Source organism: Celeribacter sp. (assembly GCF_048266405.1).
Taxonomy (GTDB): domain Bacteria; phylum Pseudomonadota; class Alphaproteobacteria; order Rhodobacterales; family Rhodobacteraceae; genus Celeribacter.
In genome coordinates, this window is the sequence record NZ_JBLWZO010000007.1 from 52356 (window position 1) to 78252 (window position 25897).

Below are 25897 nucleotides of genomic sequence, written 5' to 3' on the forward strand. Positions count from 1 at the left end.
ACGATCGACGTCAGGGCCATATCGCCATGCTCGTGTTCTCGTGCTTGGTGGCTGGGTCGTTTTCGCTTGGCTCTATGGCGGCCAATGAAATCTCGCCATTCGCGCTCAATGGCGCGCGCTTCATCATCGCCTCTGTTGTCGTCGGGATGTTGGCGATGGTCACAGGGGGTATTCCGCGTGAGGCGCTACGTGCGCCGTGGCGCTATGCGATTCTCGGCGGTCTCTTCGCGCTTTATTTCGTGATGATGTTCGAGGGGCTTAAAACGGCAACACCCGTGTCCACCTCGGCGGTATTTACGCTTACACCGGTATTCGCGGCGTTCTTCGGTTACTTGATCATGCGTCAGATCACGACGCGCCGCATCGCGCTTGCCTTGGCGGTGGGTGCGACGGGTGCGCTTTGGGTGATTTTTCGCGCAGACCTCTCGGCTCTTCTGGCTTTTGAGGTCGGGCGCGGCGAGGCCATCTATTTCATAGGTGTTGTCGCCCATGCTCTTTACACGCCACTGGTCCCAAAGTTCTCGCGCGGCGAACGAACCTTTGTCTTCACCTTCTTCATTTTGGTTTCCGCTACGATTGTGCTGATGGCCTTTGGGTGGCGCGACTTGGTTGCCACCGATTGGGGGGCTCTGCCGCCGATTGTCTGGATTACCTTGGCCTATATCTCGATCGTGGCGACCACGACCACGGCGTCTCTATTGGCCTTTGCCTCTGTTCGCCTCGCCTCGGCCAAGGTTATGGCCTACACCTATCTCACGCCGTCATGGGTGATCGTTTGGGAAATTGCGCTAGGCCACGGGGTGCCTTCGGTCTTGGTGTTTGGCGGAATCGGTCTGACCATCCTCGCGCTTTATTTGTTGCTCAAGCACGAGCCGTGAGCGGCGGCTAGGCGGTCGTATTGTCTTCGTCGCGCAATTCGTGTTCCAAAAACCGCTCCAACCCGTCGAGATCCAATTCTTCGAACTGACCGAATCCCTGCATCCATACGCTTGCGGCGCTCATCGCGTCAGGTTCGAGTTTGCACCATTTTACCCGCCCGCGCTTCTCTTGGGTGATGAGGCCCGCACGGGTCAGAATGGTGAGATGTTTCGATACTGCGGCCAAAGACATCTGGAATGGCTCGGCGACATCGGTCACGGCCATATCATCCTCGAGCAGCATAACGAGGATCGCTCTGCGGGTCGGGTCGGCCAAAGCGGCGAAGATGAGGTCAAGATCAGGAGCCATGATCCAGAGCGATAGGGAGGACGCGTGCGTTGGTCAACCATTTGGTTGAATAACGTATTTGTCACCGTTTGCCGCAAAAGAGCCGATCTGACCCGATGCGATGATTTGAAATTGTATACATTTCAATGGGTTGGGTCTGCATGTGTCTTATTGACTCTGATGCGCCCTCCCCCTAGTTTCCGCGTCAACGACCTTAGGGGGTAAAACGTCTATGACAGACCCGCATGATCCAAAGCGTTTGCGCGCACTGGAAGAGCGGATCGCGCAGGCGAAAGGGGCGCAAGCGCCGCGCACCTCCAAAGGAGAAGAGCACTTTTCTCAGGCTAATATGGCTTGGCGGATGGTGATCGAATTGGTGGCCGGTCTGATGATCGGTTTCGGCATTGGGTACACCCTTGACGGGTTGTTCGGGACGATCCCGATTTTCCTGGTGCTGTTTGTCGGATTGGGTCTCGCGGCTGGCGTCAAAACGATGATGCGCACGGCGGCAGAGATGCAAAAGCAACAGTTGGCGGATGCCGACGAAAAGAACAACGCGGGCAACCCCGCAGACGACGAGAGGGATTAAAATGGCTGAAGAAGCACACGGCTCCGAAGGCGGTCTGGCGATCCACCCAATGGATCAGTTCAAGGTTACTCCTCTTTTTGGTGACGGTCCTATTCATTGGTACACAGTCACGAACGTGACGCTGTGGATGGGCATCGCTGTGTTGTGCGTCATCGGTCTCTTGGTTCTGGGCTCGCGCGGTCGCGCTGTTGTTCCTTCGCGTATCCAATCTGTTGCCGAACTGATGTACGGTTTTGTGCATAAAATGGTTGAAGATGTCGCCGGCAAAGACGCCGTTCGCTACTTCCCATACATTATGACACTGTTCTCGTTCATCGTGTTCTCGAACATGCTCGGCCTGATTCCGCTGTCCTTTACAACGACCACACACATTGCCGTCACCGCGGTGCTCGCGATGTTGGTGTTCGTCTCTGTGACCGTGCTTGGCTTTGTCAAAAACGGCACCAAATTCCTCGGTCTGTTCTGGATTACCTCCGCACCGCTTCCGATGCGTCCGGTTCTCGCGATCATCGAGTTGATTTCCTACTTTGTGCGTCCCGTTAGCCACTCTATCCGTCTTGCGGGTAACATGATGGCCGGTCACGCTGTGGTGAAAGTGTTCGCAGGCTTTGCCGCGATCACCATCATTTCCCCCGTTTCCGTTCTGGCAATCACCGCCATGTACGGCCTCGAGCTACTCGTAGCCTTCATTCAGGCTTACGTGTTCACCATCCTGACGTGTGTGTATCTGAAAGATGCGCTGCATCCTTCGCACTAAGTCAACACGTCACGAAAACTACTAACCAATTCCCAAAACGTAAGGAGATAGGAATATGGAAGGCGATATCGCAAATATGGGTCAATTCATCGGTGCTGGTCTTGCAGGCATCGGTTCGGGCGCAGCAGCTATCGGTGTTGGTACCGTTGCTGGTAACTACCTCGCAGGCGCTCTGCGTAACCCATCCGCAGCTGCTTCGCAGACTGCTACCCTCTTCATCGGCATGGCTTTTGCAGAAGCGCTCGGGATCTTCTCGTTCCTCGTCGCTCTTCTGTTGATGTTCGCCGTCTGATCTGACGCTCCATCCTTACGGCAGGGTGGGTCGCATTGTCGGCCCACCCTCGCGTAACACAGGGGTCCCTTCGGTCAGACCGAAGGATTAGGACAGAGTCAGGAGGACAAGATGGCAACAGAGACGCACGGGGCAGAGGCCCACGCTGCTGATGCTGTGGATGCAGCACACGGTGCTGCTGAAGTCGGCATGCCGCAGCTGGACTTCTCTACGTTCCCGAACCAGATTTTCTGGCTTTTGGTCACGCTCGTCGTGATCTATTTCGTGCTGTCGAAAATCGCTTTGCCGCGCATTTCTAGTGTGCTCGCAGAACGGTCCGGCACGATCATGAATGACATTGCCGCCGCCGAAGAGCTAAAGCTCAAGGCTGTCGATGCGGAAGATGCCTATAATCAGGCACTGGCCGAGGCGAAAGCCGAAGCACAGCGAATTGTTCAGGACGCACGCGACGCGATCCAGAGCGATTTGGACGTCGCAATCGCAAAAGCGGACGCTGATATTGCTGCGAAAGCTGCAGAATCGGAAAAGGCCATCGCGGCAATCCGCGAAGGTGCAATGGACGCCGTCAAAGACGTCGCCAAAGACACAGCCAAGGAAATCGTGGCGGCACTCGGTGCAAAGGCCGACGCCAAATCGATTACTGCGGCCATTAACGCGCGGTTGAAAGGGTAAGATCATGAAAAAACTTATTGCTCTTATCGCTACCACCGCCGCGACACCGGCACTCGCTGCGTCGGGTCCATTCTTCTCGTTGCACAACACCAATTTCGTTGTGTTGCTTGGCTTCATCGTTTTCATCGGGATACTGGTGAAATTCGGCGTGCCTGGCATGATCGTGGGAATGCTCGACAAACGCGCAGCTGACATCCGTTCCGAACTCGACGAAGCCCGCGCTCTGCGCGAAGAGGCCCAATCGGTTCTCGCCTCCTACGAGCGCAAACAGCGCGAAGTTCAGGAACAGGCGGATGCCATTATCAAGCAAGCCAAGCTCGACGCTGAAGCTGCTGCCGAAAAAGCCAAAGCAGACCTCAAAACGTCTATCGCCCGTCGTTTGGCCGCGGCTGAGGAGCAAATCGCTTCTGCCGAAGCCTCCGCCATCCGCGATGTTCGTAACACCGCTGTCACCGTTGCAATCGGTGCTGCGCAGGATGTCATTGCCAAGAACATGACAGCCGCAGAGGCCAACTCGCTCATTGATGATGCCATCACAGAAGTGAGCGCGAAACTTCACTGATCGGACGCTCCACGCGTCCTCCATCAGACCCCAAAATGATAAAGCCCCGCCAGATTGGTGGGGCTTTTTCGTTGGGGCGGTCGCATGGGGTGTCGCGGGGGTTAATGCCGCTCTTGCTCGTGATCGAAGCGCAACTTTGCGATTTCCTCGTTGCGCTCAAATTTTTGCTGATCATTCAGCGCCCGTTCCACATAGTCGAGATGTTGGGTCACGGCGGCGCGGGCTCGCTCGGGATCACGCGATTGTAGCGCTGCATTGATGTCGCGGTGTTGATCAAGGAGTTGCGCCCTATTGGTGCGCTGTTTGAACATGACGGAGCGATTGTAGAACACACCCTCGCGCAACAGATCAAACATCGACCGCATCATGTGCAACATGATGACGTTGTGGCTCGCCTCGATGATCGACAGGTGAAATTCGGCATCAAGGCGGGCCTCATCCGTCGGGTTGCGCTTGGGATGAGCGGCTTCCATTTTGTCAAAAATGGTCTGTATGACCTGCAAGTCTGTATCCGATGCAAACCGTGCGGCGCGTTCTGCGGCCAATCCCTCCATGTCGCGGCGAAAGGCGATGTAGTCAAACACGGCCTCGTCATGTGCGCCGAACAGTTGCACAAGGGCAGGGGAGAAAGCAGAGCCCAGCACGTCGGCAACATAGATACCTGCGCCTGCCTTGGTCTCTAACAGCCCCTTGTCCGAGAGGCTGGCGACAGCTTCGCGGATCGACGGTCGGGAGACGCCCATGCGTTCCGACAGGTCACGCTCAGACGGGAGGCGCTCCCCGGGGCGTAATATACCGCGCAGGATGAGAAGTTCGATCTGCTGCACCACGGAAGCGCTTAGCTTCGCGGCGTCAATTTTTTGGAACGGCATGTCGACCTCACATTTGAATTGGTCAGATTATATGACCGCAGATAAGAGGGTGCCATAAAAAAGGGCCGACAAAAAGCCGACCCTTATCAGACGCTTTGTCTTTGTATCAGGTCATCGGTGTGATGATGATTTCTACGCGACGGTTCTGTGCACGACCCTCGGCATTGAGGTTGGTAGCGACTGGAGCATCCTCGCCACGGCCATAGGCCTGAATGCGGCCAGAGGCGACGCCATTCGCGGTCAGGATGGTCGAGACTGCGGAAGCGCGACGGGTCGACAATTCTTGGTTATACGTCGCTGAGCCGGTGTTGTCGGTGTGCCCGACGACTTGCACTGTTGTGTTGGGGTAGTCGCGCAGGTTGTAGGCAAGCGTGCGTAGGTCGGCCTGTAGGCTTGGGACCACAACGGCGCTGTCCACGGCGAACAAAATGTCCTGTGGCAAGGTGACGATCAACTCGGACCCTGTGTTGACGATCTTCACCTGATCATTGCCAAGGTCGTTGCGCAGGTCGGCGGCCTGACGGTCAAGCTGCTGTCCGATTGCGCCGCCAATTGCGCCACCGATTGCAGCGCCCACGGCCGTTTTAACGAGCTTGTCGTCGTTCGAGGATAGCCCTGCCAATCCGCCGATCAGAGCGCCTGCAATGGCCCCTTGTTTGGCGTTGGCATTTGGGTTGTCAGAAACCATGGGCTCCATGCAGCCGCTTAGAAACACGGCAGCGGCGAGGGGTGCGGTAATAAGGAAACGGGACTTCATTGAAGGACCTCTTTCAAAAACTTCTGCTCTTACAACGCTTCTAGCGCTGACGAGTTCCTATCGCACCTGTGAATAGCCGTGATCACGCGAATGTGGCGGGTTCCTGCTTATGCTGTCGCGGCTCGTGTTTCGTCTCGGGCATCCGCTTGGGTCACCTCGTAGGCCAAGAGCGCGCGTTTGACAGGCAACCCCCAGTGATAGCCGCCAAGTTCGCCTGATTTGCGCAACACGCGGTGGCACGGGATGAGCCATGACACGGGGTTGCGCCCCACGGCAGTTCCGACTGCACGCACGGCTTTGGGATTGCCCACGGCCGAGGCAATATCGGAATAGGTCGTGACTTTGCCCGAGGGGATGGAAAGCAGGGCTTCCCACACTTTGATCTGGAAAGGAGCGCCAATCAGGTGCAACTTTGCTCGCCCGCCTCCAAGGGCCGCCTCGACATGAGGTGCGACATGGTCGGGAGCCTCGTGGTAAGTGGCGGCAGGCCAACGCGCGGTCAGATCGGCCATCGCGGCATCGCGCGATGTCTCGGAAGTAAACGCCAAGCCACACATCCCTCGCGGTGTCGCCATCGCAAGCGCTTCGCCAAATGGCGTGTCGAACCATCCGTAAGAGACGACCATATCCGCACCAGATCGCGCGAACTCGCCCGGGGTCATGGCTTCCCACCGTAAGAACAGATCATGCAGGCGCCCCGCACTCGACAGACCTGCCGCATCGGCGGCCTCGACCATTGTGTGGTGCGTTTGAATAAGTGATTTTGCTGTGCCAAGGGTGAGGTATTGTTGATAGCGTTTTGGTGACACGCCCGCCCATTTCGAGAATGTTTTTTGGAAATGATGGGGGCTCATGCCCAGGTCCTTTGACAGATCGTCGAGGGACAAAGGGACATCAGACGCATCAATCAGGTCGATGGCCCGTCGGATCACGTTGTAATGATAGCGATCCGAAAGCGGGCTATCATGGCGCGTTGGTGCGTCTGTCAGTGCGTTTTGAACGGATTTGGTCACGGTCGATCCCTCTTGGCTTGGATCGTACCTTAACCTGACAGCGTGCAAACACCGACCCGAAACTTGGCCAAAGGCGCATGTGCCTGTTCAGGCCACCATCCGGCGCGCTGCGATGGCGGAGCGCGGTTTGAGTAGTGCAACTTCGCGGGAATTTAAAACCATCCGTGCCGTGATCATTGTGTCGAGATTGGTGCCGATGGCGTCGCGCATATCCTGTTCCGAATCGCGTCCCAGAAGATCCAGATAGGGAGCATCAGGAAACAGGCTTTCCAACCATACACCCTCGGCCAGAACGACCTCATGTTGGTCAAAGAGCAGATGACATAAGGCGTGGTCGGGGTTCCGGCTGACGTAATCTTCCTCAGCTTCGGTGGTTATGGCGCTGACGGGAGCGAGGACTTCGTCTTCAGCGAAATATAGCGGGACAAGCGGTGAGCTCATCAAGATCTGATGGTGTGGCGATAGGACGAGGTCGTGCTCTGGTGTCCGTTTGCCAAACGCACCCGCGAAAATACGGATCGGATGGGCGTGTGACATCTCACTTCGACCAACCCACCGTAGCGGTCTATAGCCGTGGTCGCGCGTGAGGACCAAATCGCCCGCGCGCAGCCACTCGACGGGTTGAGGCCCTTCACTGGTCTCAATCATGGCGCCAGACCCGAAACCGGAAATGCCCTCTCTCGGGTTTCGACAAATTGTGTCATCCCCGCCGCTCAGTCGGGTTCCTGTGTGATCGTGCATTCTCAAACTCGCTCTTCATTCCTCACTATCTTTCGAGGTTTTTCTAAACAGTGGGTGAATGACGGTTGGGCCTTTGCTGAAAGTTTTAAGAAAATGTCGAGTGTTAATCCTTTACTTGCCCTGAGGCGCACATCGGGGCATAGGACATCCCATGAGCAAACAACTCGATTATAAAACGATTTACGAGATATTTACGCGGTTCCGCGCGGCACAAGCCGAGCCGAAAGGTGAGCTAGATCACGTGAATGCCTACACGCTTGTTGTTGCTGTTGCCCTGTCGGCGCAGGCAACCGATAAAGGCGTGAACAAGGCCACGGCAGAGCTGTTTAAAATTGCCGACACGCCGCAAAAGATGCTCGACCTCGGCGAAGAGGCCCTCATAGAGCATATCAAAACCATCGGGCTGTATCGCAACAAGGCGAAAAACGTCATCAAGATGAGCCGGATTCTCGTTGAGGAATACGGCGGCGAAGTGCCCTCGTCTCGCGCTGCTCTGGAAAGCCTTCCTGGCGTTGGGCGCAAAACGGCGAATGTAGTTCTGAACATGTGGTGGCATGTCCCGACACAGGCCGTTGATACGCATATCTTTCGGTTCGGCAACCGCTCTGGCGTGGCCGTGGGCAAGGATGTCGTCGCGGTTGAACGCGCCATAGAAGATAATATTCCCGCAGAATTTCAACAACATGCGCACCATTGGATGATCCTTCACGGTCGGTACACATGTAAAGCGCGCAACCCTTTGTGTAGCACCTGTTTGATACGGGACCTGTGCGACTTCGAGGAGAAGAACATTGACTAAAGCCTATCAGATTGTCGGTATCGGCAACGCCATCGTGGATGTCATCACACACACGACTGACAGCACGCTCGACCTTTTGGGGATCGAAAAGGGCATTATGCAACTGGTCGAACAAGGCCGTGGTGAGATGCTTTACGGGGCGATGGACAACCGCGTCCAAACCCCTGGCGGATCGGTTGCCAATACGCTTGCTGGCTTGGGAAATCTCGGTCTGAAAACAGGGTTCATCGGGCGCGTCCATGATGACGCTCTTGGTCGGTTCTATGCTTCCGAGATGGCCACAGATGGCTGTGCCTTTGTCAACGCGCCTGTCGAGGGAGGTGAATTGCCCACGTCGCGGTCAATGATTTTCGTGTCTCCCGACGGCGAGCGCTCGATGAATACCTATCTTGGCATTTCGTCAGAAATTTCCGCCGACGACGTGAGCGCCGATGTGGCCGCCGATACCGACATTATGTTCCTTGAGGGCTACCTCTATGACAAGGACAAGGGCAAACACGCCTTTGATCAGGCCGCGAAACTGACCAAAGCCGCAGGCGGCAAGGTGGGCATTTCGCTTTCCGACCCGTTCTGTGTTGATCGTCACCGCGCCGATTTCCGTGAGTTCGTTAAATCGATGGACTTCGTGATTGGCAATGAACACGAGTGGGAAAGCCTCTACGAGACAGACCTGTCAACAGCGCTTGAAACCGCAGCCTCTGAATGTGGTCTTGTGGTCTGCACGCGTGGTGGAGGCGGTGTGATACTGGTGCGCGGAGATGAGGAAGTTGTGGTGCCTGTGACCCGCGTTCAACCCGTAGATACCACTGGGGCGGGCGACCAGTTTGCCACGGGGTTCCTCTATGGTTTTGCCACGGGAAAAAGCCTCGAGATTTGTGGCCGTATGGGCTGTGTCGCCGCAGCCGAAGTCATTTCTCACATTGGTCCACGGCCTGAAGCAGACCTCAAGACACTGTTCGAGGACGCGAATTTAATTTGACTTTTCTAACCGTGAGCATAGAACCGCGGTTATGGATGCATCAATTTTTATAGCTTTGGCTCTGGCGAGCATGGGGAACCAGATTTGGGACTCTTGCACGAATGACACGAGCTGCTTCGAGAAAGAGATGGAACCTGCACGGCTTTCCCTTTCGGTTGGCCGTGTCAGATTTCGTGAAAGTTTTTCTGAATCGGAAATTTACCTGCGTTACGAATTTGGTCGTAACTACGGTGGCTTTCAGCCTATGGCGGGGATTTCCTACGCTTCGGGCGACAATTCTTGGGCTGGTGTCGGCGTGGCATGGTCTGTGTTCGAGAACAACGGATTCTACGGCGATTTGTCGGCGATGGCGGGTCTCTATGATCTCGGTGGGTCCATTGACCTTGGGGCGTCGGTGGAGTTCCGCTCGGGCTTGGAAATCGGCTACGAATGGGACAGCGGCAGGCGGCTTGCGCTCAGCATCGATCACCGCTCCAACGCCAATCTGGACCCTGTGAACCCTGGCGCAGAGACGATTCAGATCCGGTTCAGCCAACCCTTCTAAATGATCCTTTGTTTCTGTCGGTGTGACTGTGGCGCGGTTTAGTGTGCCTCAGCCCAATTGTCGCCAATGCCCGCGTCCACTTCGATGGGGACATCGAGCTTCACCGCCGGATCGGAGGCGGTTTCCATCACGTCCTTGACCACTTCGATCACCTGATCGCAGGCATCTTCGTCCACTTCGAAAATCAATTCGTCATGCACCTGCAACAGCATGGTGGCAGGGAGGTCTTTGATCGCTTCGGGCATACGGATCATGGCGCGACGGATAATGTCTGCGGCTGTACCCTGAATAGGCGCGTTGATCGCGGCGCGTTTGGCAAAACCTGCCTGTGGTCCTTTTGCGCCGATTTCTGGCGTGTGGATTTTGCGACCAAACAGGGTAGCCACATATTTATGCTCTTTGGCAAACTCCACTGTTTCGTCCATATATTCCTTGATGCCGGGGAATCGTTCGAAATAGCGGTCGATAAAGCCCTGCGCCTCTTTGCGCGGTATGCGCAGATTGCGGGCAAGGCCGAACCCTGAGATGCCGTAGATCACGCCGAAGTTGATGGCTTTGGCTTGGCGGCGGACCATCGGGTCCATGCCCTCAATCGGGACACCAAACATCTCGGACGCGGTCATGGCGTGAATGTCCAATCCATCACGGAACGCCTGTTTGAGGCTTTCGATGTTTGCGACATGGGCGAGGATGCGCAGCTCGATCTGGGAATAGTCGAGAGATACGAGTTTCTTGCCGTGATCCGCGACAAAGGCCTCGCGAATGCGGCGACCTTCGTCGGAGCGCACGGGAATATTCTGCAAGTTGGGGTCCGAAGAGGCGAGACGTCCCGTCACCGCACCCGTCTGAATATATGAGGTATGCACGCGGCCTGTATCGGGGTGGATAAAGGTCTGAAGCGCGTCGGTGTAGGTAGATTTCAGTTTGGACAGCTGACGCCAATCCAGAACCCGCGCCGGCAAATCGTGACCCTCAGATGCGAGGTCTTCGAGAATATCGGCCCCCGTGGCATAGGCGCCTGTCTTCCCCTTTTTGCCGCCTTCCAATCCCATCTGGTCGAACAGAATCTCACCCAATTGCTTTGGCGATCCGACGTTAAATGCGGTTCCTGCAAGCTCATGGATTTCAGCCTCAAGACCCGCCATTTTCTGAGCGAAGGTGTTGGACATGCGCGAGAGCACATCACGGTCGACTTTGATCCCTGCCATTTCCATTTGCGCCAATACGGGCGATAGCGGACGCTCCAGTGTCTCGTAGACGGTGGTGACTTTTTCGGTGTGCAGTTTGGGTTTGAACACCTGCCACAGGCGCAGCGTGATATCGGCATCCTCGGCGGCGTATTTTACCGCTTTGTCGAGGTCCACTTTGTCAAAGGTGATCATTGATTTTCCCGAGCCCAAGAGTTCCTTGGTCGGGATCGGCGTGTGGTCCAAGTAGCGTTCTGAAAGCGCATCCATGCCGTGATTGTGGATACCTGCATGCAAGGCATAGGACAGCAACATCGTGTCGTCATAGGGCGCGACGCGGATGCCGTTGCGTGCAAAAATCTTGGCGTCGTATTTCATATTCTGACCGATTTTGAGGATCGACTCATCCTCAAGAACGGGGCGCAGCGCGTCCAAAACCATGTCTTTGGGTAGTTGACCATCCACGAGGTTCGAGCCGCCAAACAGGTCGTCCTCGCCCATCGTGTGACCGACAGGGATGTAGCAGGCAGTGCCCGCTTCGACACAAAGCGAAATTCCCACAAGTTCCGCCTGCATCGCGTCGAGACCCGTGGTTTCCGTGTCTACGGCGACATAGCCGCGCTCGTAGATGGCGCCGATCCACCGCTCCAGCGCGCCCATTGTGCGCACGTATTCGTACTTATCGACATCAATGGGTGGCATGTCGGGTTCGGCAGCTGCGGCGGGTGTCGCGGCGGGCGCGTCCTCAATCACTGGAGGGGCGACATTGAACCGCTCGGCCACGCGTTTGACGATGGTGCGAAACTCCATCTGTGTAAGAAAGGCGAGCAAGTCGTCGGTGTTGGGCTCCTGCACCTCAAGGCTGTCGAGTGAGAAGTCGAGCGTCATGTCGCAATCAAGCTGCACCAAGTCGCGCGAAATGCGGATCAGCTCGGCATTCTCGATCAGGGTTTGACGGCGTTTGGGTTGCTTAATCTCTTCGGCACGCGCCAAGAGGGTGTCGAGATCGCCGTACTCGTTGATCAACAAAGCCGCTGTTTTGATGCCGATGCCGGGCGCGCCGGGGACGTTATCGACCGAGTCGCCTGCGAGGGCCTGAACATCGACAACGCGCTCTGGTCCGACGCCGAACTTCTCTTCGACACCTTCGCGGTCAATGCGCTTGTTCTTCATCGGGTCGAGCATTTCCACACCGTCACCGACCAATTGCATCAGGTCTTTGTCGGAGGAAATAATGGTCACGCTACCGCCTGCATCGCGGGCCTGATGGGCGAGGGTGGCGATGATGTCGTCCGCCTCGAAACCCTCGATTTCGATGCACGAGACGTTAAAGGCGCGGGTGGCGTCGCGCGTGAGCGGGAATTGCGGCCGCAAATCCTCAGGCGCGGGCGGACGGTTGGCTTTATACGCAGGGTAGAGATCGTTGCGAAATGTCTTGCCCGAGTGGTCAAAGATCACAGCCGCATGGGTCGGCGCGTCTGCGCCCGTGTTCGCCTCGATGTAGCGGTAGAGCATATTACAAAACCCCGCCACAGCCCCGACGGGTAGACCGTCGGATTTGCGCGTCAGCGGTGGGAGAGCGTGATAGGCGCGAAAGATGAAGGCCGATCCGTCGATCAGATGCAGGTGATGTCCCTTGCCGAATGCCATAGTCGAGCCTTTCCATATGCGCGTTTATGCGGATCATAGAGGGCGGTGCAGGGGCTGCAACCATGCGTGCAGCAATCGAGCCAATTTCAGTTGCATCTTGTGGGTGGATATCCTCCGTCGCTCCACGTCACGCCGCCATTGCGCGGGCCCCGTCGATCATGGAGGAGGCGATGAAGTTGACAACGGCAAACCAAGCGGCTGAGACCTCCGCAGTCCAAAGATCACCCGCTTGCGCGGCAAGGGTGTCCAAAAGCACTTCTCCAACGACGATGTAGTGTTTTTCTTGAACACCATACGCCACATGGGCAAAGCCAAGTTTATGCAACAAAGGCGTGAGGGCCTCAGGTGCGTCGAGGGACGAGAGCGCTAGTTGTAGCATCGCTTCGAGCTTTACCGCCTGCTCGCGTGGTCGGTTCGGAAAGAGATCGCGCACCTCAGGGGCGATGACAAACAGACGGGTATAAAAATCCTCGAATAGCTCGGGGCGGGCGTCTGTGACGGCCTTGTAGCTGCTCTTCACCAGAGTGATGGTTTCTTGTGACAGCATGATTGCTTCCCCTTCGTGTTTGAAGAAAAGCTATCAGGTGTCCATTAAGATAGTCCGAAGGAGAGCAGCAGTTTTAAGGTTACTTTGCGTCAGACAGTTTGGCGCTTTCGTGGATGAATTTTTTGTCGCAGTAACCGCATTCGACATAACCCGTTTCTTTGGGAATGGAGAGCCAGACACGCGGGTGGCCAAGCGCCCCTTCGCCGCCATCACAGGCCACTTTCCACTTGGAGACAACTTCGGTTTCTGGGGCTTGGATCGTCATAGGTATGTCGCTCTTTCTGTCGTCACTGTTCAGGCCTCATGCAAATTCGCGTGGGGCATGCGCAGGCGGTGGGAGTTGCCCATCGGAACCGAAGGGCCTAAGTCAAGGGCGTATGATAACGATCCATGCGGGCGCGACAAGTGATTGTTGTGCAGATTCTGCGCTGTGAGGGAGTGGCCATGACTGGCAATGCTATTGAAATTGAAGGGCTGCGGAAAACCTATCGCGGCGAGGGGGGCGCAGGGCCCAAAGAAGCACTCAAAGGGGTTGATCTCAACATTCCCAAGGGATCGATTTTTGGTTTGCTTGGCCCGAATGGCGCGGGCAAATCAACGCTTATCAATATCCTTGCGGGACTGACGATTAAAACAGAAGGGCGTGTGAAAATTTGGGGCTTTGACCAAGACGTGAATCCCCGTCAAAGTCGCGCCGCGATTGGCGTGATGCCGCAGGAATTGAACCTTGATCCGTTTTTTCCGCCACGCGAAGCCTTGGAAGTCCAAGCGGGGCTATACGGCGTGCCGAAGAAAGATCGGTGGTCGGATGAAATCCTTGAACTTGTGGGGCTGACGGATAAGGCAAATGCCTATGCTCGGACGCTCTCGGGCGGGATGCGACGTCGGCTTCTTCTTGGCAAAGCGCTTGTCCACAAGCCGCAAATTCTGGTGCTGGACGAGCCAACTGCGGGGGTTGATATCGAACTGCGTCAGATGCTGTGGCAAAACGTGCGCCGCCTCAACGAAGAGCGCGGAATGACTATCATCCTGACAACGCATTACCTCGAAGAAGCTCAGGAAATGTGCGACGAAATCGCGATTATTAACCACGGTGAAATGATCGTGCGCGATACGACGAAAAACCTGTTGGGCCGTATGGATGCCAAGACGCTGTTGATCGAACCTGAAGGAGGTTCACCCGAGACGTTTGATTTGCCTGAGGGCGTTGGGTTTGAACGTAAAAAGGACGGCGTTCTGTCCTTTACCTATTCACGCGCGCAAGCCTCGGCCAACGATGTTTTGGACGCGGTTAAGGCTCAAGGTGTCATCATCGGGGATGTGCGCACGCAAGAGCCTGACTTGGAAGATGTGTTCGTCGACCTGACGTCAGGTCGCTAACCGCGCCGAATTGATTCGGATATGTTCGATAAAAAGGGTGGCCAGTGGTCGCCCTTTATCTTTTGAACATGCAGCACGAATCTTAGCTCGCGGTCAGTGGTCCAACGGGTTCTCCACCCAAGAGGTGCACATGGAAGTGGGGCACTTCTTGGTGGCTGTCGCGCCCTGAGTTGGTGATGAGGCGATAGCCGTTGCCCCCATGCGCCTCCGAAAGACCACGTTGTTTCGCAACGGTGCCCACGGCCCGAAAGAAGTCCAACTGTTCTTCATCGGATGCAGATTGAACGAAGTGGTCGTAGCAGCGGTACGGTCCCTTTGGGATCACAAGAATGTGGTGCTTTTTCTGCGGGGTAATGTCGGGAAAGGCGATGGCGTGATCGCTTTCGTAAATCGGTTTCGACGGGATTTCCCCGCGAAGGATTTTAGCAAAAACGTTTTGATCGTCGTAGTCATAAGGCATGTCGGGTCTTTCTCAGGTCGTGCAGCGCAACCGTGCGCGGAATGTTCACGCCGCTCGTTAGTCAGCGAAAAGATGCGGTGTCGCGGCGATATCCTGCGCGTCTTCAATGGAAATGTCGAGGAACCGCGCAATGATTGCGGAATTCTCGTCTTGGGAATTATCTTCGCGCATGAGGAAGTAGTTGTCATAGTCCTGATCGCGAATGCGGTCGGCCTCATGATTGATGTCGCTACGGATCGTGGGCAACAATCTCTCAAGCGCGTCCTGCGGGGTGGCTTCCCCTGCCAATCCGACCCGTTTGGCATGTCCCGCCAGATACTCGGGCGTGTAATTGCATTCAATATCCAATAGTCGCGTACTGGAGCGATCCGCGTAAAAGTCATTGATCAGATCAAACCCACCGGGGTCGATGCAAATCAGCATGCGGTCGGTTTGGTAATAATCGAACAACATGCGCACCCATGCGCGGCGGTGGCGTGACCGCTTCCACAGGCTTTTCTCGATGCCACCCAGATCGGGGAGCGGTGTGTTCTCTTCGTTGAACAGGTATTCGAGGCTTGGAAGCTCTGTCTTTTCGTTGATTTTTGCGACCAGACGCTTGGCGACGTGCCACTTCTTACAGGTCACAATCAACAGTTCGCGGTCACGGCCCAAGGTGCTCTCAGATTCCCAGAACCGCTGCCCGAAGCGGCGGCCAATGCGGCCTCTGCCTGTTAGAAACTGAAACAGCGAGCGTCCCTCATTGGAGATTTTGAATGTGACGTTTTGGGCGGCGAACAAATCACCGAGACGTTTTTTCAGTATGGTCGCATCGGGAGAGATTTTGCGTGCAAACAGATAGTCCTGCGAGACGAGCATGTCATAGTGGTCGTTGTAAAAGACCACGGGCATGCCGTAATCGGTGAACATCAAAAAGGTGAGTGTCCGGTTCCTGATTTCTTCCTTTGCCACAAGGTGGCGCACCAGTGTCTGGAAAAAGGTTTCATCAGGAATCCACGTTGTGCGAAAGAACGCCATGACATCGCGCCGCTTGCGGGTGAATTCGAGAATTCGTTCGATGGTTTGGCGTCGCAGACACCACCATTGCGAACCGATCATCACATGCAAATCTGCGGGCACTTCCCTCTTTAACCCAAGTTTCTCTTGGAGGGCCATGCTTTTGTAAAACAACCACTTATGTGTACGTTCGTTGAAGAAATGACGGTAAATCAGCCGCTCTTCCTTGATCCCCGTTTTGATCCAGTCGCTCTCGAAGAAGTCAAAGCTCTCTATGTAATCGGCGTCGTCGCGGTCGAGAAAATCATGCATGAACTCGGCGGATTTGATCGACATGCAGTCGCCAGACACCATGTAAAAATGAGTCGCGCGGGGAAAGGCTTTTTCAGCGGCTTCAACCGCATAAAGGGTCGCTTGGACGAGGCTCCATGCCCCCCAGCCGCATTTGATTCGTTTGTGTGCGAAGGTGACGTTGGGATTTCTGGATAGTGCTGTTTTTACGGTGTTGTAGGCCTCTTTCCCTCCGCGCGCATCGAAGTGGATCGATATGAAATCACCCGCTGCCGTAAGCCGCTCAGCCTGTTGCACAATTGCCTCAGGATCTCTGTGGCACAGAAGAATGAACGCAATTCGTGCCATATTGGAGCCAGTGACCTCATTTTTGCCTGATTGTATCTTTATAGGTGTAACCAAACATTGAATAAACAAGGAAAATTTGCTTTTAAAGCATAAAAGGTTGCCCTGGGGGGCGGTCGTGAGGAGTATTTGTGAATATGGGCTTCCCTGGAACCTGGATGACCGAGAGCGAAAGTGTTGTTTACCGCGTTGTGCCGAAGTGCGCGTGTTCGACCATTGGTCAGATTATGTATTATTCGGATCATGGCGAATTTTTCGACGGCGACATCCATGACAGCACTGAAAAACTGCATAAATGGGCGCAAGAAAACAGCCAACCATTGATTGAGGCGAATGTTAAAGCTCATGCCTCCTATGCGTTCACCTGTGTGCGCAATCCTTACACCCGTGTGCTGTCATCTTTTTTCGACAAGATTTGCGGCATTCAGCGCAATGGTCGTCGCTATCGTGGTAATCTCGTACCCAAGCTGATCCAACAATACGGTGTTGAGGTCGGAGGCGATGACGGCAAGGAAGAGTTCGATCAGATTGCATCGTTCCGCCGGTTCTTGTTGTTCGTGCGTGATACCATTCGCTGGCGTCGTCCGATGGACCCCGACATTCACTGGTCGGGCATGTCAGGACATGTAGCGACATTCATCGTGAACGGCGGCACCTATGACAAAATTTTCTTCACCGAGAAGTTTAACGAGGGGATGCAGGAGGTGCTTGATCACATTGAGACACCGCACACCGTAGACCTCTCCAAGATTCCGCGGTTCAACGAAAGCGAAGGTCACGGCCCCAAACGTCTGCATCCCGTTGAGGACTATTTTGACGATCTGTCCATGCACCTGATGTGGGAAATTTTCCATCGCGATTTCCAACTGTTCAAATACGACTTTGAAAATCCGGGAAACAAGATGCCTCTGTCTGAGGTCGACCTTGACGAAGTGCACGCCAAACTCGGCGACTGATACCTCAACGCAAGAATGAGACAAAACGCGCCCTCGCAAGAGTGGCGCGTTTTTCGTTTATCAGCGCTGCGCCACCAGAATAGGCCATAAAACCTCTACGGGTTGCCGCAGCCGTGGAGGTTATTGTCGCTGGGGTGTGCAGGTGCGGCTTCAAGCGAAGGGGGCGAGATCGGTCATCCAGCCTAAGCCTTCGGCGGTGCGTTTGCGCGGCGTATATTCCGCCGATACCCAGCCTTTGTAGCCGCTCTTTTTGACGGCATTGAAGAAATCGGCGAATGCGAATTCGCCCTTGTCAGGCTCGCCACGATCCACGGGACAAGCAATTTGGATATGGCGCACCAGATCCCCGTGCTCTTCCCATGCTTTCATCACATCCCCCGTCATGCGATGAATATGATAGAGGTCGAATTGAAGCCCGATATTAGGTCGATCAATGTCGCGGATCAGTTGGGCGGTTTCAGCCAGATCATTGAGGAAATATCCGGGCATATCTTCTGCATTCACAGGCTCGATGGTCAGGCTTTGGCGCGGTGCTTCATCAGCGGCCCACGTCAAATTGCGCTTGAACGTTTCGCGGGCCACGATCCCCTTGGCCTTGCCCGCCATGACGAGCATGTGGTCCGAGCGCAGAAAATCGGCGAAGCGCAAGGCGCGTTTGAAATCTTTGCGAAAGCGGGCTTCTCCCATTGGTACGGCGGCAAAGCCGCGTTCTCCCCCCGCCCAGTTCGGTGGCGGCGTGTTGAGCGACACCATCGCGAGGTTCAACTCTGCCATGCGTCGCGCAATTTCGGACGCGGCCTCGTCGTAGGGAAACAAGACCTCAACCGCGTTAAACCCCGCCGCTTTGGCTTCAGCAAAGCGCTCAAGGAATGGAAACTCTTTGAACATAAAGGTGAGGTTCGCGGCAAACTTCATGGCGTTACAAATCGCTTGCAGGCGCGATGGGAAAGAAGACCCCACTCGACCAGAGACCAAACATCACGGTGCCGTCTACCTCGTGTTCCACGCCCAGTTCGACCAGTCGAAAGAAGCTCTTGCGATCAATGAGCGCGTCGAGCCGTGAGCGGATCTCAACATAAGGCGCGGGTTCGCCGTCGCGTGTCTCGAACCGCAGTGGATGATCGGTCCCTGCTACGCATTGATCCCCCAACGAGGTATGAAATGTCAGCGACTGATCCTTGCCCGTGCCTGTAACGTCAAAATCCACGGCCAGAAAAGGCGCGTCATCGACGGTGATGCCGACTTTCTCCACGGGGGTGACAAGGAAATAATCATCGCCTTCGCGCTTAAGCACTGTGGAAAACAACCGCACCAACTGTGGCCGCCCGATAGGTGTGCTGAGGTAAAACCACGTCCCGTCCCGCGCAATGCGCATATCCAGATCGCCGCAAAACGGCGGGTTCCATTTGTCGACAGGCGGTAATCCGCGTCCTTTGGCGGCGCGTACGGCGGCGGCGATACTTTCTGCGGAAACGCTCACGGGAATTTCACCTTTCTCACGGTTTTGCCATTTGTGTCTGGCGCGATACCTGTCACTAATAGGCCCAACCATAGTGACACGAATTCGTAGAAAAGGTGAAGCCATGTCTGATCAAGACCTTGTGCCCCAGATCGAAGCCCTCGGCGAGAAACTCAATGCGGCCAAAGTGTCGATCACCCGCCGCTTCATCGGGCAGGATACGGTGGTCGATCTGGTCCTGTCGTCCATGCTCTGCGGCGGTCACGCGCTCTTGCTAGGTCTGCCCGGTTTGGGGAAAACCCGTCTCGTCGATACACTCTCAACCGTCATGGGGTTAAATGGCGCACGGGTGCAATTCACGCCCGATCTGATGCCTGCCGACATCCTTGGCTCCGAAGTGCTGGAAACCGCCGCTGATGGCACGCGGTCGTTTCGGTTCATCGAAGGGCCGATTTTCTGTCAGCTTTTACTCGCCGACGAGATCAACCGCGCCTCGCCGCGCACCCAGTCTGCACTTCTACAAGCGATGCAGGAAAAATCTGTCACTATCGCGGGTCAGCCCCACGACCTTGAGGCGCCATTCCATGTGCTCGCCACGCAAAACCCGCTGGAGCAAGAAGGCACTTACCCATTGCCTGAAGCCCAACTCGACCGTTTTTTGGTGCAGGTTGACGTGGGCTACCCCGACCGCGACACCGAGCGCGATATCCTCATCGCTACCACGGGCGCGGAGGAGAATGAGGCCCACGCGGTGTTTACCGCCACCGAATTGATCGCCGCGCAAAAACTACTTCGCAAAATGCCTGTCGGCGAGCAGGTTGTGGAATTGATCCTCGATCTGGTGCGAGCCTGTCGTCCCGATACCGCCGATGCGCCTGATGTGGTGAATGCCTCTGTGGCATGGGGGCCGGGGCCGCGTGCCGCTCAGGCCTTGATGTTGACCTGTCGTGCGCGGGCTTTGCTTGACGGGCGATTGGCCCCGTCCCCCGAGGATGTTTTGGCGATGGCGCAACCTGTGTTGATCCACCGTATGGCACTGACCTTTGCGGCGCGTGCCCGTGGCGAAAACCTCGCGTCAATCATCGCACAGGTGGCCGAGATTACCTCCAAGGCACGGTCAGCCGCGTGAGTGAACCAGCCCCCTCCACTTTGCGCAGCCGCGCCGAAGCGCTCGCCGCGCCGCTGCCCGACTTGCAAGCGCAGGCCGAGCGTCTTGCGCGAACCTTGCTGCTTGGCGGGCACGGGCGCAGACAGGCGGGGATGGGAGACGAATTCTGGCAATACCGCCCTGCACAAATGGGCGACAGTGCGCGTTCAATTGACTGGCGTCGTTCGGCACAATCCGATGCACAGTTTGTGCGGGAAAAGGAATGGCAGGCTGCGCAATCGGTGCATTTGTGGGTGGATCGCTCCGCCGCTATGCAATTCGCCTCGTCCAAGGATATCCCCTCGAAAGGAGCGCGTGCCGGACTACTTGCGATGGCGCTGTCGATCCTGTTGATGAAGGGCGGTGAACGGGTAGCGCTTGCTTCGCTCGGCACTCCGCCACGCATAGGCGCATTGCAACTGACCCGCATTGCCGAGGGTCTTTCAACGATTGATGAGGTCGATTACGGCACTCCCGATGCCACAGGATTCCTGCCCCATTCAAACGCGGTGTTAATGTCTGATTTCATGGGGCCGATTGAAGCCGTCGAGGAGGCCGTTTCCAAATGCGCAGACCTTGGCATCAAGGGGGCATTGTTCCAGATTCTTGATCCTGCCGAAGAGGCGTTCCCCTACCAAGGACGCACGATTTTCACCTCTATGGGTGGGGCGATGTCCCATGAAACCCTACGTGCAGGAGATCTGCGCGACCGCTATCGTGACCGATTGGCCGAGCGTAAAGACCGCCTGTCGACGTTGGCGCAAAGCGCGGGTTGGCGGTTTGACACGCATCACACCGACAGTTCCGCACAGTCCGCACTTTTGTGGCTCTACGCCGCGCTAGAGGGACCACGCTGATGCTTGTTCTTGGCCCAGTTGGATTTGCCGCTCCGTGGATGTTGCTTGGCTTGTTGGCTCTGCCGATCCTGTGGTTCTTGCTGCGTGCCGTGCCCCCCGCACCACTGCGCCGCAGGTTTCCAGGCGTGGCCCTTTTGCTTGGGCTCACGGATGAGGAGGTCGAGACAGATCGTACGCCGTGGTGGCTGTTGGTGTTGCGCATGTTGGCAATCGCCGCGCTCATTCTGGCCTTTGCTGGTCCTGTCTTGAACCCGCGTACCGAACGGGGTGGCACTGGTCCGCTTGTTGTGTTGCTTGATGCGTCATGGGCCTCTGCGCATGATTGGTCTTTGCGCATGGGGCGGGTCTCCGAGGCGCTTGATGAGGCTGCAGCGGACGACCGAACCGTGGCGATCGTCGCGGCAACAGATTTGCCAACAGGAGGCCTTGAGTTCCGCGCGCCAAATGAGTGGCGACCACGACTTGCAGGATTTGCCCCACAACCTTTCGCGCCCGATATGGAAGCAACTTTTGCTGCGTTGTCCGAGATGGATGTGGCCTTCGACTCCTTATGGCTGTCAGATGGATTGGAGCGCGAAGGGCGTGAGGCGATTCTTGATCTCCTGACCCAAAAAGGCAGCGTGACGGTGTTTGAAAATCAGCGTCCCATTTTTGCGCTTGGTCCCGCGACGGTTTCCGCGACGGGCGTTAACGTGCCGGTTTTGCGCCGCGATGGGGCGGGGACGGATCGGGTGTCTGTGGTTGCCCGTGGTCCCGACCCCGCCGGTGTTGAACGGATTTTGGCGCGCTTGGATGTGGACTTCGCTGCGGGTGAGACACAGACCTCGGCGGCTTTCGATTTGCCGCCCGAACTGCGCAACCGTGTCACGCGGTTTGAGGTGGACGGGCATCGCTCCGCTGCCGCTGTGCGCTTAACAGACGATAGCTTGAAACGACGCGAAGTCGGCCTCGTCACGGTGCGCGAAAGCCGCGAAGGCTTGGAGCTTTTGTCGCAACTGCACTACATCCGCACGGCATTGAGCGATAAGGCTGACGTGATTTCGGGCGGCTTGGAGGATCTCATCGCCGCCAATCCCGATGTGATTGTTTTGGCCGATATTGCACGCCTATCGGGTGGTGAGACGGCGGACCTTTTGGATTGGATGAATGAGGGTGGCCTGTTGTTGCGTTTCGCGGGGCCACGTCTTGCCGCGTCCGACGTGTCGCGCGAAGATGAAGACCCGTTGATGCCTGTCCGCTTGCGGGCGGGGGGGCGCACGATTGGCGGTGCAATGTCGTGGGGCGAGCCTAAGACGTTGCGCCCCTTTGCGGAAACCTCCCCTTTCTACGGGCTCGATGTGCCCGATGATGTGAGTGTTTCGGCACAGGTTATGGCGCAGCCCGATCCCGATCTTGCGGCGCGGGTGATTGCGACCTTGGCCGATGGCACACCGCTTGTGACACGCAAATCCGTGGGCGCAGGGCAGGTTGTCTTGTTCCATGTCACGGCCAATGCCGAATGGTCGACCTTACCGCTATCGGGCTTGTTCGTGTCGATGCTGGATCGGTTGAGCGCGGCCACCGGCGGTGTGGCATTGGATGAGACGGACCTCGCGGGGCAAGCTTTGCAACCTATCAGCATATTGGATGGGTTCGGGGCGTTGCGGGATGCGCGAAATCGTGCGCCGGTTGAAGGCGACGTCTTCGCAACTGCGGTCGCCTCGGCGCAGACACCTGCGGGGCTGTATCAATCGACACAGGCCTCCCTTGCGCTCAATGTGGTGACGCCAGAAACGCGATTGGAAGCAGCGTCATGGCCCGCAGGGACGGTTGTTGTCGGGGTAAGTGAAGCCACAGAACAATCCCTCAAACCGAGCCTCTTATTGGCGGCTCTGGCCCTGTTGGCGGCGGACCTGTTTGCTTCGCTTTTGCTCTCAGGGCGGTTGCTTGGTCCAAGGGCGGCGGCGTCGCTTTTGGCGCTTGTGCTGGCGATGCCCGCCCCCGATGCTCAAGCCCAAGATACAGATGAGGCCTTTGCTCTGGCGGCCACGGAAGAGGTGGCCTTGGCCTATGTAATGACGGGCGATGAGACCGTTGACAGGCTATCGCGGGCAGGACTGTTTGGTGTGTCGCAAGTGCTGACACAACGCACCTCTGTGGAGCCTGCCGAGCCAGTAGGGGTGAACCTCGAAACAGATGATTTGGGTTTCTTCCCGCTGCTCTATTGGCCTGTCACCGTCGATCAACCATTGCCCTCGGCGGAGGCTTACACGCGTTTGAATGCCTACCTGCGCACGGGAGGCACAATCCTTTTTGACACGCGGGACGGGGATGTCGCCCGCTTTGGCGCGGCGACGCCCACGGGCAACAAACTTCAATCACTGGCTTCCGCGCTGGACATTCCTCCCTTGGAGCCGATCCCCGCCGACCACGTTTTGACCCGCACGTTCTATTTGTTGCAGGACTTTCCTGGGCGCTACACGGGCGGTGATCTTTGGGTCGAGGCGGCCCCCGCAGATGCGCAGGGCGTAGAGGGAATGCCGTTTCGCAATCTCAACGACAACGTAACCCCTGTCATTATCGGCGGCAACGATTGGGCGGCGGCTTGGGCGATGGACGAGACAGGACGTCCGCTGCGACCGTTGGCGCGCGGGTTTGGTGGCGAGCGTCAACGTGAGATCGCCTACCGCTTTGGCGTGAACCTCGTGATGTATATTCTCACGGGCAATTATAAATCCGATCAGGTCCATGTGCCTGCGCTGCTTGATAGGTTGGGCCAATGATCCGCGATATAACATTGGACCCGTTTGTGCCGCTGATGGCGCTCGCTGTTATTGCCGCGGTCGCGGTCCTGCTTTTGGCGATTGCAGCGTGGCGGGGATTGAGCGGGTGGGCATGGCGGACGCTTGCCGTGACGGGTATTTTGATCGCGCTGGCCAATCCTGCGGTGCAGGAAGAACAACGCGATCCGTTGACCGACATCGTGATCCTCGTGGTGGATGAAAGCGCGTCACAATCTTTATCGGACCGTCCCGCACAAGTAGCGCAAGCCCGTGCCGCGATCGAGGCACAGATCGCACGACTTCCCGATACGGAACTGCGTGTGGTCACACTGGGCGACGGGGCGGATAACCGTGGAACGCTGTTGATGACCCGATTGTCCGAGGCGATGGCCAATGAGCCACGCGGACGGCTTGCGGGGGCGATTTTGCTCTCGGACGGACAACTTCATGATGCAGGTGTCGTGCCCGACCTCCCTGCGCCTCTGCATCTGTTGATGACGGGCGAGGCTACTGATTGGGATCGTCGGCTGTTGGTGCAAAATGCGCCGTCGTTTGCCATCCTCGATGAGGAAGTGGTTTTGACGCTGATGGTCGAGGATCAAGGTGCGGTGCCTGCGGACATCGGTGATACGTCTCAAATCGTGGTAGCCATCGACGGAGGTGAGCCGCAGACCTATACGATCCCCGTGGGGCGCCCGATTGAGGTGCCTGTGGTCTTGCCGCATGGCGGAATGAACGTCATCCAGTTTACACTGCCAGAGGCCCGTGGCGAACTCACAGCACGCAACAATTCCGCGATGGTGCAAATCAACGGCGTACGTGATCGTTTGCGCGTGTTGCTCGTCTCTGGTGAGCCCCACAACGGTGAGCGCACATGGCGCAATCTGTTGAAATCTGATGCTTCCGTGGATCTCGTCCACTTTACCATTTTGCGCCCGCCAAACAAACAAGATGGCGTTCCAGTGAATGAGTTGTCCCTTATCGCCTTTCCGACCCGTGAGTTATTCATGGAAAAGGTCGATGATTTTGATCTGATCATTTTCGACCGCTACAAATTGCGGGGCATTTTACCCGGGGACTACCTCAACAACATTGCGCGTTATGTCGAAGATGGCGGCGCTGTGCTATTTGCCGCGGGGCCGGATTTTGCAACTGCTGACAGTATTTACCGCTCGGCCCTGTCGCGTGTGATCCCCGCCGCGCCGACGGGCATCGTGATCGAAGAAGGCTATAAACCGCATCTGACAGAAACGGGTGCAAGGCATCCCGTGACCGAAGGCTTAGGTGGCTTGATGTCGGCGAGCGACGAGCCAACTTGGGGGCGGTGGTTCCGCCAGATCGAGCTTGAGCCGCGGTCAGGGGAGGTTGTGATGTCGGGGGCCGAAGGGCGGCCGCTTTTGGTGCTTGATCGTGTGGGCGAAGGGCGCGTTGCGGTGCTTGGTTCGGATCACGCATGGCTTTGGACTCGCGGTGTCGAAGGCGGTGGTCCACAGTTGGAATTGTTGCGCCGTTTGGCCCATTGGATGATGAAAGAGCCGGAGCTGGAGGAGGAATCCCTGACCGCCACGGCGCAAGGCAACACCATGACAATCACGCGCCGCACCCTATCCGAGGGAGATCGTTCAGTCGAGATTGAAGCCCCCGACGGGTCGACATCCACGGTGGAGCTAGATGAGATCAGCCCTGGTCGGTATGTGGCCGAATTCGAGGGCGCGCAGATGGGGCTTTACCGTCTCACCGAGGGCGAGCAGGAGGCGGTGATGGTGCTTGGCCCTGCCGCGCCGCGTGAATTCGAGGAAACGATTGCGACGGGCGATAAACTTGCTCCTACTATCGCCGCAACGCGTGGTGGGGTGTTTGCTTTGGCTGATGGGATTCCCGATGTGCGCCGCGTGGCCGAGGGGCGTCCCGCAGCAGGACGCGGTTGGATTGGGATTACTCCTCGTGAGGCCTATCTGACGCAATCCACATCGCTCAAACCGCTGTTGCCGCCTTGGGCGTGGCTGTTGATCCTGTCGGCGTTGACCGTGTTCGCATGGTTGCGTGAAGGACGTAGATAGAGTCGGCCTCGGGGCGT

At 56.7% G+C, this 25897-nt stretch carries 27 protein-coding genes; 15 read left to right on the forward strand and 12 right to left on the reverse strand.

Annotated features, from left to right (window positions below; all coding sequences use genetic code 11):
* The first annotated feature begins 26 nt into the window (after positions 1 to 26).
* Positions 27 to 878, forward strand: a complete 852-nt coding sequence (locus ACN0TS_RS13440) for a DMT family transporter (RefSeq protein WP_417259950.1) — start codon at positions 27 to 29, stop codon at positions 876 to 878.
* A 7-nt stretch (positions 879 to 885) separates the two neighbouring features.
* Here the strand turns inward: ACN0TS_RS13440 and ACN0TS_RS13445 are convergent, their stop codons facing one another.
* The gene (locus ACN0TS_RS13445; RefSeq protein ID WP_417259873.1) at positions 886 to 1227 is read right to left on the reverse strand and encodes an ArsR/SmtB family transcription factor; all 342 of its coding nucleotides are present in this window, start codon (positions 1225 to 1227) and stop codon (positions 886 to 888) included.
* Positions 1228 to 1438: 211 nt separating this feature from the next.
* On the opposite strand from ACN0TS_RS13445, the gene ACN0TS_RS13450 reads away from it, so the two are divergent.
* From ACN0TS_RS13450 to ACN0TS_RS13470, 5 genes are all read left to right on the forward strand, one after another.
* Positions 1439 to 1795 (forward strand): AtpZ/AtpI family protein, encoded by a 357-nt coding sequence (locus ACN0TS_RS13450; RefSeq protein WP_417259874.1) that lies wholly within the window; start codon positions 1439 to 1441, stop codon positions 1793 to 1795.
* Position 1796: 1 nt separating this feature from the next.
* Positions 1797 to 2552: a F0F1 ATP synthase subunit A gene (locus ACN0TS_RS13455; RefSeq protein ID WP_417259875.1), complete on the forward strand. Its 756-nt coding sequence runs from the start codon at positions 1797 to 1799 to the stop codon at positions 2550 to 2552.
* A gap of 55 nt (positions 2553 to 2607) precedes the next feature.
* Positions 2608 to 2844 carry a F0F1 ATP synthase subunit C gene (locus tag ACN0TS_RS13460; RefSeq protein WP_417259876.1) on the forward strand — a complete coding sequence of 79 codons (237 nt, stop codon included), beginning with the start codon at positions 2608 to 2610 and terminating at the stop codon, positions 2842 to 2844.
* A 111-nt stretch (positions 2845 to 2955) separates the two neighbouring features.
* A complete protein-coding gene (locus ACN0TS_RS13465; protein ID WP_417259877.1) occupies positions 2956 to 3516 on the forward strand; it encodes a F0F1 ATP synthase subunit B' in 561 nt (186 codons plus the stop codon).
* A 4-nt stretch (positions 3517 to 3520) separates the two neighbouring features.
* Positions 3521 to 4078, forward strand: coding sequence for a F0F1 ATP synthase subunit B (locus ACN0TS_RS13470; protein ID WP_417259878.1), 558 nt, complete (start codon positions 3521 to 3523; stop codon positions 4076 to 4078).
* A 101-nt stretch (positions 4079 to 4179) separates the two neighbouring features.
* Here the strand turns inward: ACN0TS_RS13470 and ACN0TS_RS13475 are convergent, their stop codons facing one another.
* The 4 genes from ACN0TS_RS13475 to ACN0TS_RS13490 form a co-directional block, all read right to left on the reverse strand.
* On the reverse strand, positions 4180 to 4950 hold the full coding sequence (locus tag ACN0TS_RS13475; RefSeq protein ID WP_417259879.1) for a FadR/GntR family transcriptional regulator: 771 nt from the start codon (positions 4948 to 4950) through the stop codon (positions 4180 to 4182).
* Positions 4951 to 5056: 106 nt separating this feature from the next.
* Entirely contained in the window at positions 5057 to 5707 is a 651-nt protein-coding gene (locus ACN0TS_RS13480) for an OmpA family protein (protein ID WP_417259880.1), read from the reverse strand.
* A gap of 107 nt (positions 5708 to 5814) precedes the next feature.
* Positions 5815 to 6720: a methylated-DNA--[protein]-cysteine S-methyltransferase gene (locus tag ACN0TS_RS13485; protein WP_417259881.1), complete on the reverse strand. Its 906-nt coding sequence runs from the start codon at positions 6718 to 6720 to the stop codon at positions 5815 to 5817.
* 87 nt (positions 6721 to 6807) lie between these two features.
* A complete protein-coding gene (locus ACN0TS_RS13490) occupies positions 6808 to 7461 on the reverse strand; it encodes a Hint domain-containing protein (protein WP_417259882.1) in 654 nt (217 codons plus the stop codon).
* Positions 7462 to 7612: 151 nt separating this feature from the next.
* Here ACN0TS_RS13490 and nth point away from each other — a divergent pair, with 151 nt between their 5' ends.
* The 3 genes from nth to ACN0TS_RS13505 are packed head-to-tail and all read left to right on the forward strand — an operon-like array spanning position 7613 to position 9783.
* The gene (gene nth / locus ACN0TS_RS13495; protein ID WP_417259883.1) at positions 7613 to 8260 is read left to right on the forward strand and encodes an endonuclease III; all 648 of its coding nucleotides are present in this window, start codon (positions 7613 to 7615) and stop codon (positions 8258 to 8260) included.
* The gene (locus ACN0TS_RS13500) at positions 8253 to 9239 is read left to right on the forward strand and encodes an adenosine kinase (RefSeq protein ID WP_417259884.1); all 987 of its coding nucleotides are present in this window, start codon (positions 8253 to 8255) and stop codon (positions 9237 to 9239) included. The genes nth and ACN0TS_RS13500 overlap by 8 nt, the downstream gene beginning before the upstream one ends.
* Positions 9240 to 9270: 31 nt before the next feature.
* Positions 9271 to 9783, forward strand: coding sequence for an acyloxyacyl hydrolase (locus ACN0TS_RS13505; RefSeq protein WP_417259885.1), 513 nt, complete (start codon positions 9271 to 9273; stop codon positions 9781 to 9783).
* A gap of 38 nt (positions 9784 to 9821) precedes the next feature.
* On the opposite strand, the gene polA is transcribed toward ACN0TS_RS13505, so the two are convergent.
* The 3 genes from polA to ACN0TS_RS13520 form a co-directional block, all read right to left on the reverse strand.
* A complete protein-coding gene (gene polA / locus ACN0TS_RS13510) occupies positions 9822 to 12620 on the reverse strand; it encodes a DNA polymerase I (RefSeq protein WP_417259886.1) in 2799 nt (932 codons plus the stop codon).
* Positions 12621 to 12747: 127 nt separating this feature from the next.
* On the reverse strand, positions 12748 to 13167 hold the full coding sequence (locus ACN0TS_RS13515; RefSeq protein ID WP_417259887.1) for a globin domain-containing protein: 420 nt from the start codon (positions 13165 to 13167) through the stop codon (positions 12748 to 12750).
* 79 nt (positions 13168 to 13246) lie between these two features.
* Positions 13247 to 13432 carry a zinc-finger domain-containing protein gene (locus ACN0TS_RS13520; RefSeq protein WP_417259888.1) on the reverse strand — a complete coding sequence of 62 codons (186 nt, stop codon included), beginning with the start codon at positions 13430 to 13432 and terminating at the stop codon, positions 13247 to 13249.
* A gap of 179 nt (positions 13433 to 13611) precedes the next feature.
* Here ACN0TS_RS13520 and ACN0TS_RS13525 point away from each other — a divergent pair, with 179 nt between their 5' ends.
* Positions 13612 to 14547 (forward strand): ABC transporter ATP-binding protein, encoded by a 936-nt coding sequence (locus tag ACN0TS_RS13525; RefSeq protein ID WP_417259889.1) that lies wholly within the window; start codon positions 13612 to 13614, stop codon positions 14545 to 14547.
* Between the two features lie 82 nt (positions 14548 to 14629).
* On the opposite strand, the gene ACN0TS_RS13530 is transcribed toward ACN0TS_RS13525, so the two are convergent.
* Positions 14630 to 15007: an HIT domain-containing protein gene (locus tag ACN0TS_RS13530; protein WP_417259890.1), complete on the reverse strand. Its 378-nt coding sequence runs from the start codon at positions 15005 to 15007 to the stop codon at positions 14630 to 14632.
* A 57-nt stretch (positions 15008 to 15064) separates the two neighbouring features.
* Positions 15065 to 16642 carry a DUF5928 domain-containing protein gene (locus ACN0TS_RS13535; RefSeq protein WP_417259891.1) on the reverse strand — a complete coding sequence of 526 codons (1578 nt, stop codon included), beginning with the start codon at positions 16640 to 16642 and terminating at the stop codon, positions 15065 to 15067.
* Between the two features lie 134 nt (positions 16643 to 16776).
* On the opposite strand from ACN0TS_RS13535, the gene ACN0TS_RS13540 reads away from it, so the two are divergent.
* Positions 16777 to 17595 (forward strand): sulfotransferase family protein, encoded by an 819-nt coding sequence (locus tag ACN0TS_RS13540; protein WP_417259892.1) that lies wholly within the window; start codon positions 16777 to 16779, stop codon positions 17593 to 17595.
* Between the two features lie 150 nt (positions 17596 to 17745).
* Here the strand turns inward: ACN0TS_RS13540 and ACN0TS_RS13545 are convergent, their stop codons facing one another.
* Both ACN0TS_RS13545 and ACN0TS_RS13550 read right to left on the reverse strand, forming a co-directional pair.
* On the reverse strand, positions 17746 to 18510 hold the full coding sequence (locus tag ACN0TS_RS13545) for a hydroxypyruvate isomerase family protein (protein WP_417259893.1): 765 nt from the start codon (positions 18508 to 18510) through the stop codon (positions 17746 to 17748).
* A 4-nt stretch (positions 18511 to 18514) separates the two neighbouring features.
* Positions 18515 to 19075 carry a DUF1285 domain-containing protein gene (locus tag ACN0TS_RS13550; protein ID WP_417259894.1) on the reverse strand — a complete coding sequence of 187 codons (561 nt, stop codon included), beginning with the start codon at positions 19073 to 19075 and terminating at the stop codon, positions 18515 to 18517.
* A 103-nt stretch (positions 19076 to 19178) separates the two neighbouring features.
* Here ACN0TS_RS13550 and ACN0TS_RS13555 point away from each other — a divergent pair, with 103 nt between their 5' ends.
* Genes ACN0TS_RS13555 through ACN0TS_RS13570 form a run of 4 tightly spaced genes read left to right on the forward strand, consistent with a single transcriptional unit; the run spans position 19179 to position 25880 of the window.
* Entirely contained in the window at positions 19179 to 20183 is a 1005-nt protein-coding gene (locus ACN0TS_RS13555; RefSeq protein WP_417259895.1) for an AAA family ATPase, read from the forward strand.
* A complete protein-coding gene (locus ACN0TS_RS13560; protein ID WP_417259896.1) occupies positions 20180 to 21058 on the forward strand; it encodes a DUF58 domain-containing protein in 879 nt (292 codons plus the stop codon). Before ACN0TS_RS13555 ends, ACN0TS_RS13560 begins: the two co-directional genes overlap by 4 nt.
* On the forward strand, positions 21058 to 23820 hold the full coding sequence (locus tag ACN0TS_RS13565; protein WP_417259897.1) for a DUF4159 domain-containing protein: 2763 nt from the start codon (positions 21058 to 21060) through the stop codon (positions 23818 to 23820). The genes ACN0TS_RS13560 and ACN0TS_RS13565 overlap by 1 nt, the downstream gene beginning before the upstream one ends.
* A complete protein-coding gene (locus ACN0TS_RS13570) occupies positions 23817 to 25880 on the forward strand; it encodes a hypothetical protein (protein WP_417259898.1) in 2064 nt (687 codons plus the stop codon). The genes ACN0TS_RS13565 and ACN0TS_RS13570 overlap by 4 nt, the downstream gene beginning before the upstream one ends.
* Positions 25881 to 25897 lie beyond the last annotated feature (17 nt).

Excerpts from the sequence above, each read along its gene's own strand:
- ACN0TS_RS13505 (WP_417259885.1), top strand. The coding sequence starts at position 9,271 with ATGGATGCATCAATTTTTATAGCTTTGGCTCTGGCGAGCATGGGGAAC.
- ACN0TS_RS13520 (WP_417259888.1), bottom strand. The coding sequence starts at position 13,432 with ATGACGATCCAAGCCCCAGAAACCGAAGTTGTCTCCAAGTGGAAAGTG.
- ACN0TS_RS13525 (WP_417259889.1), top strand. The coding sequence starts at position 13,612 with ATGACTGGCAATGCTATTGAAATTGAAGGGCTGCGGAAAACCTATCGC.
- ACN0TS_RS13460 (WP_417259876.1), top strand. The coding sequence starts at position 2,608 with ATGGAAGGCGATATCGCAAATATGGGTCAATTCATCGGTGCTGGTCTT.
- ACN0TS_RS13480 (WP_417259880.1), bottom strand. The coding sequence starts at position 5,707 with ATGAAGTCCCGTTTCCTTATTACCGCACCCCTCGCCGCTGCCGTGTTT.
- ACN0TS_RS13565 (WP_417259897.1), top strand. The coding sequence starts at position 21,058 with ATGCTTGTTCTTGGCCCAGTTGGATTTGCCGCTCCGTGGATGTTGCTT.
- nth (WP_417259883.1), top strand. The coding sequence starts at position 7,613 with ATGAGCAAACAACTCGATTATAAAACGATTTACGAGATATTTACGCGG.
- ACN0TS_RS13445 (WP_417259873.1), bottom strand. The coding sequence starts at position 1,227 with ATGGCTCCTGATCTTGACCTCATCTTCGCCGCTTTGGCCGACCCGACC.
- ACN0TS_RS13570 (WP_417259898.1), top strand. The coding sequence starts at position 23,817 with ATGATCCGCGATATAACATTGGACCCGTTTGTGCCGCTGATGGCGCTC.
- ACN0TS_RS13475 (WP_417259879.1), bottom strand. The coding sequence starts at position 4,950 with ATGCCGTTCCAAAAAATTGACGCCGCGAAGCTAAGCGCTTCCGTGGTG.
- ACN0TS_RS13465 (WP_417259877.1), top strand. The coding sequence starts at position 2,956 with ATGGCAACAGAGACGCACGGGGCAGAGGCCCACGCTGCTGATGCTGTG.
- ACN0TS_RS13490 (WP_417259882.1), bottom strand. The coding sequence starts at position 7,461 with ATGCACGATCACACAGGAACCCGACTGAGCGGCGGGGATGACACAATT.
- ACN0TS_RS13540 (WP_417259892.1), top strand. The coding sequence starts at position 16,777 with ATGGGCTTCCCTGGAACCTGGATGACCGAGAGCGAAAGTGTTGTTTAC.
- ACN0TS_RS13555 (WP_417259895.1), top strand. The coding sequence starts at position 19,179 with ATGTCTGATCAAGACCTTGTGCCCCAGATCGAAGCCCTCGGCGAGAAA.
- ACN0TS_RS13545 (WP_417259893.1), bottom strand. The coding sequence starts at position 18,510 with ATGAAGTTTGCCGCGAACCTCACCTTTATGTTCAAAGAGTTTCCATTC.
- ACN0TS_RS13440 (WP_417259950.1), top strand. The coding sequence starts at position 27 with ATGCTCGTGTTCTCGTGCTTGGTGGCTGGGTCGTTTTCGCTTGGCTCT.
- ACN0TS_RS13455 (WP_417259875.1), top strand. The coding sequence starts at position 1,797 with ATGGCTGAAGAAGCACACGGCTCCGAAGGCGGTCTGGCGATCCACCCA.
- ACN0TS_RS13530 (WP_417259890.1), bottom strand. The coding sequence starts at position 15,007 with ATGCCTTATGACTACGACGATCAAAACGTTTTTGCTAAAATCCTTCGC.
- polA (WP_417259886.1), bottom strand. The coding sequence starts at position 12,620 with ATGGCATTCGGCAAGGGACATCACCTGCATCTGATCGACGGATCGGCC.
- ACN0TS_RS13470 (WP_417259878.1), top strand. The coding sequence starts at position 3,521 with ATGAAAAAACTTATTGCTCTTATCGCTACCACCGCCGCGACACCGGCA.
- ACN0TS_RS13515 (WP_417259887.1), bottom strand. The coding sequence starts at position 13,167 with ATGCTGTCACAAGAAACCATCACTCTGGTGAAGAGCAGCTACAAGGCC.
- ACN0TS_RS13450 (WP_417259874.1), top strand. The coding sequence starts at position 1,439 with ATGACAGACCCGCATGATCCAAAGCGTTTGCGCGCACTGGAAGAGCGG.
- ACN0TS_RS13535 (WP_417259891.1), bottom strand. The coding sequence starts at position 16,642 with ATGGCACGAATTGCGTTCATTCTTCTGTGCCACAGAGATCCTGAGGCA.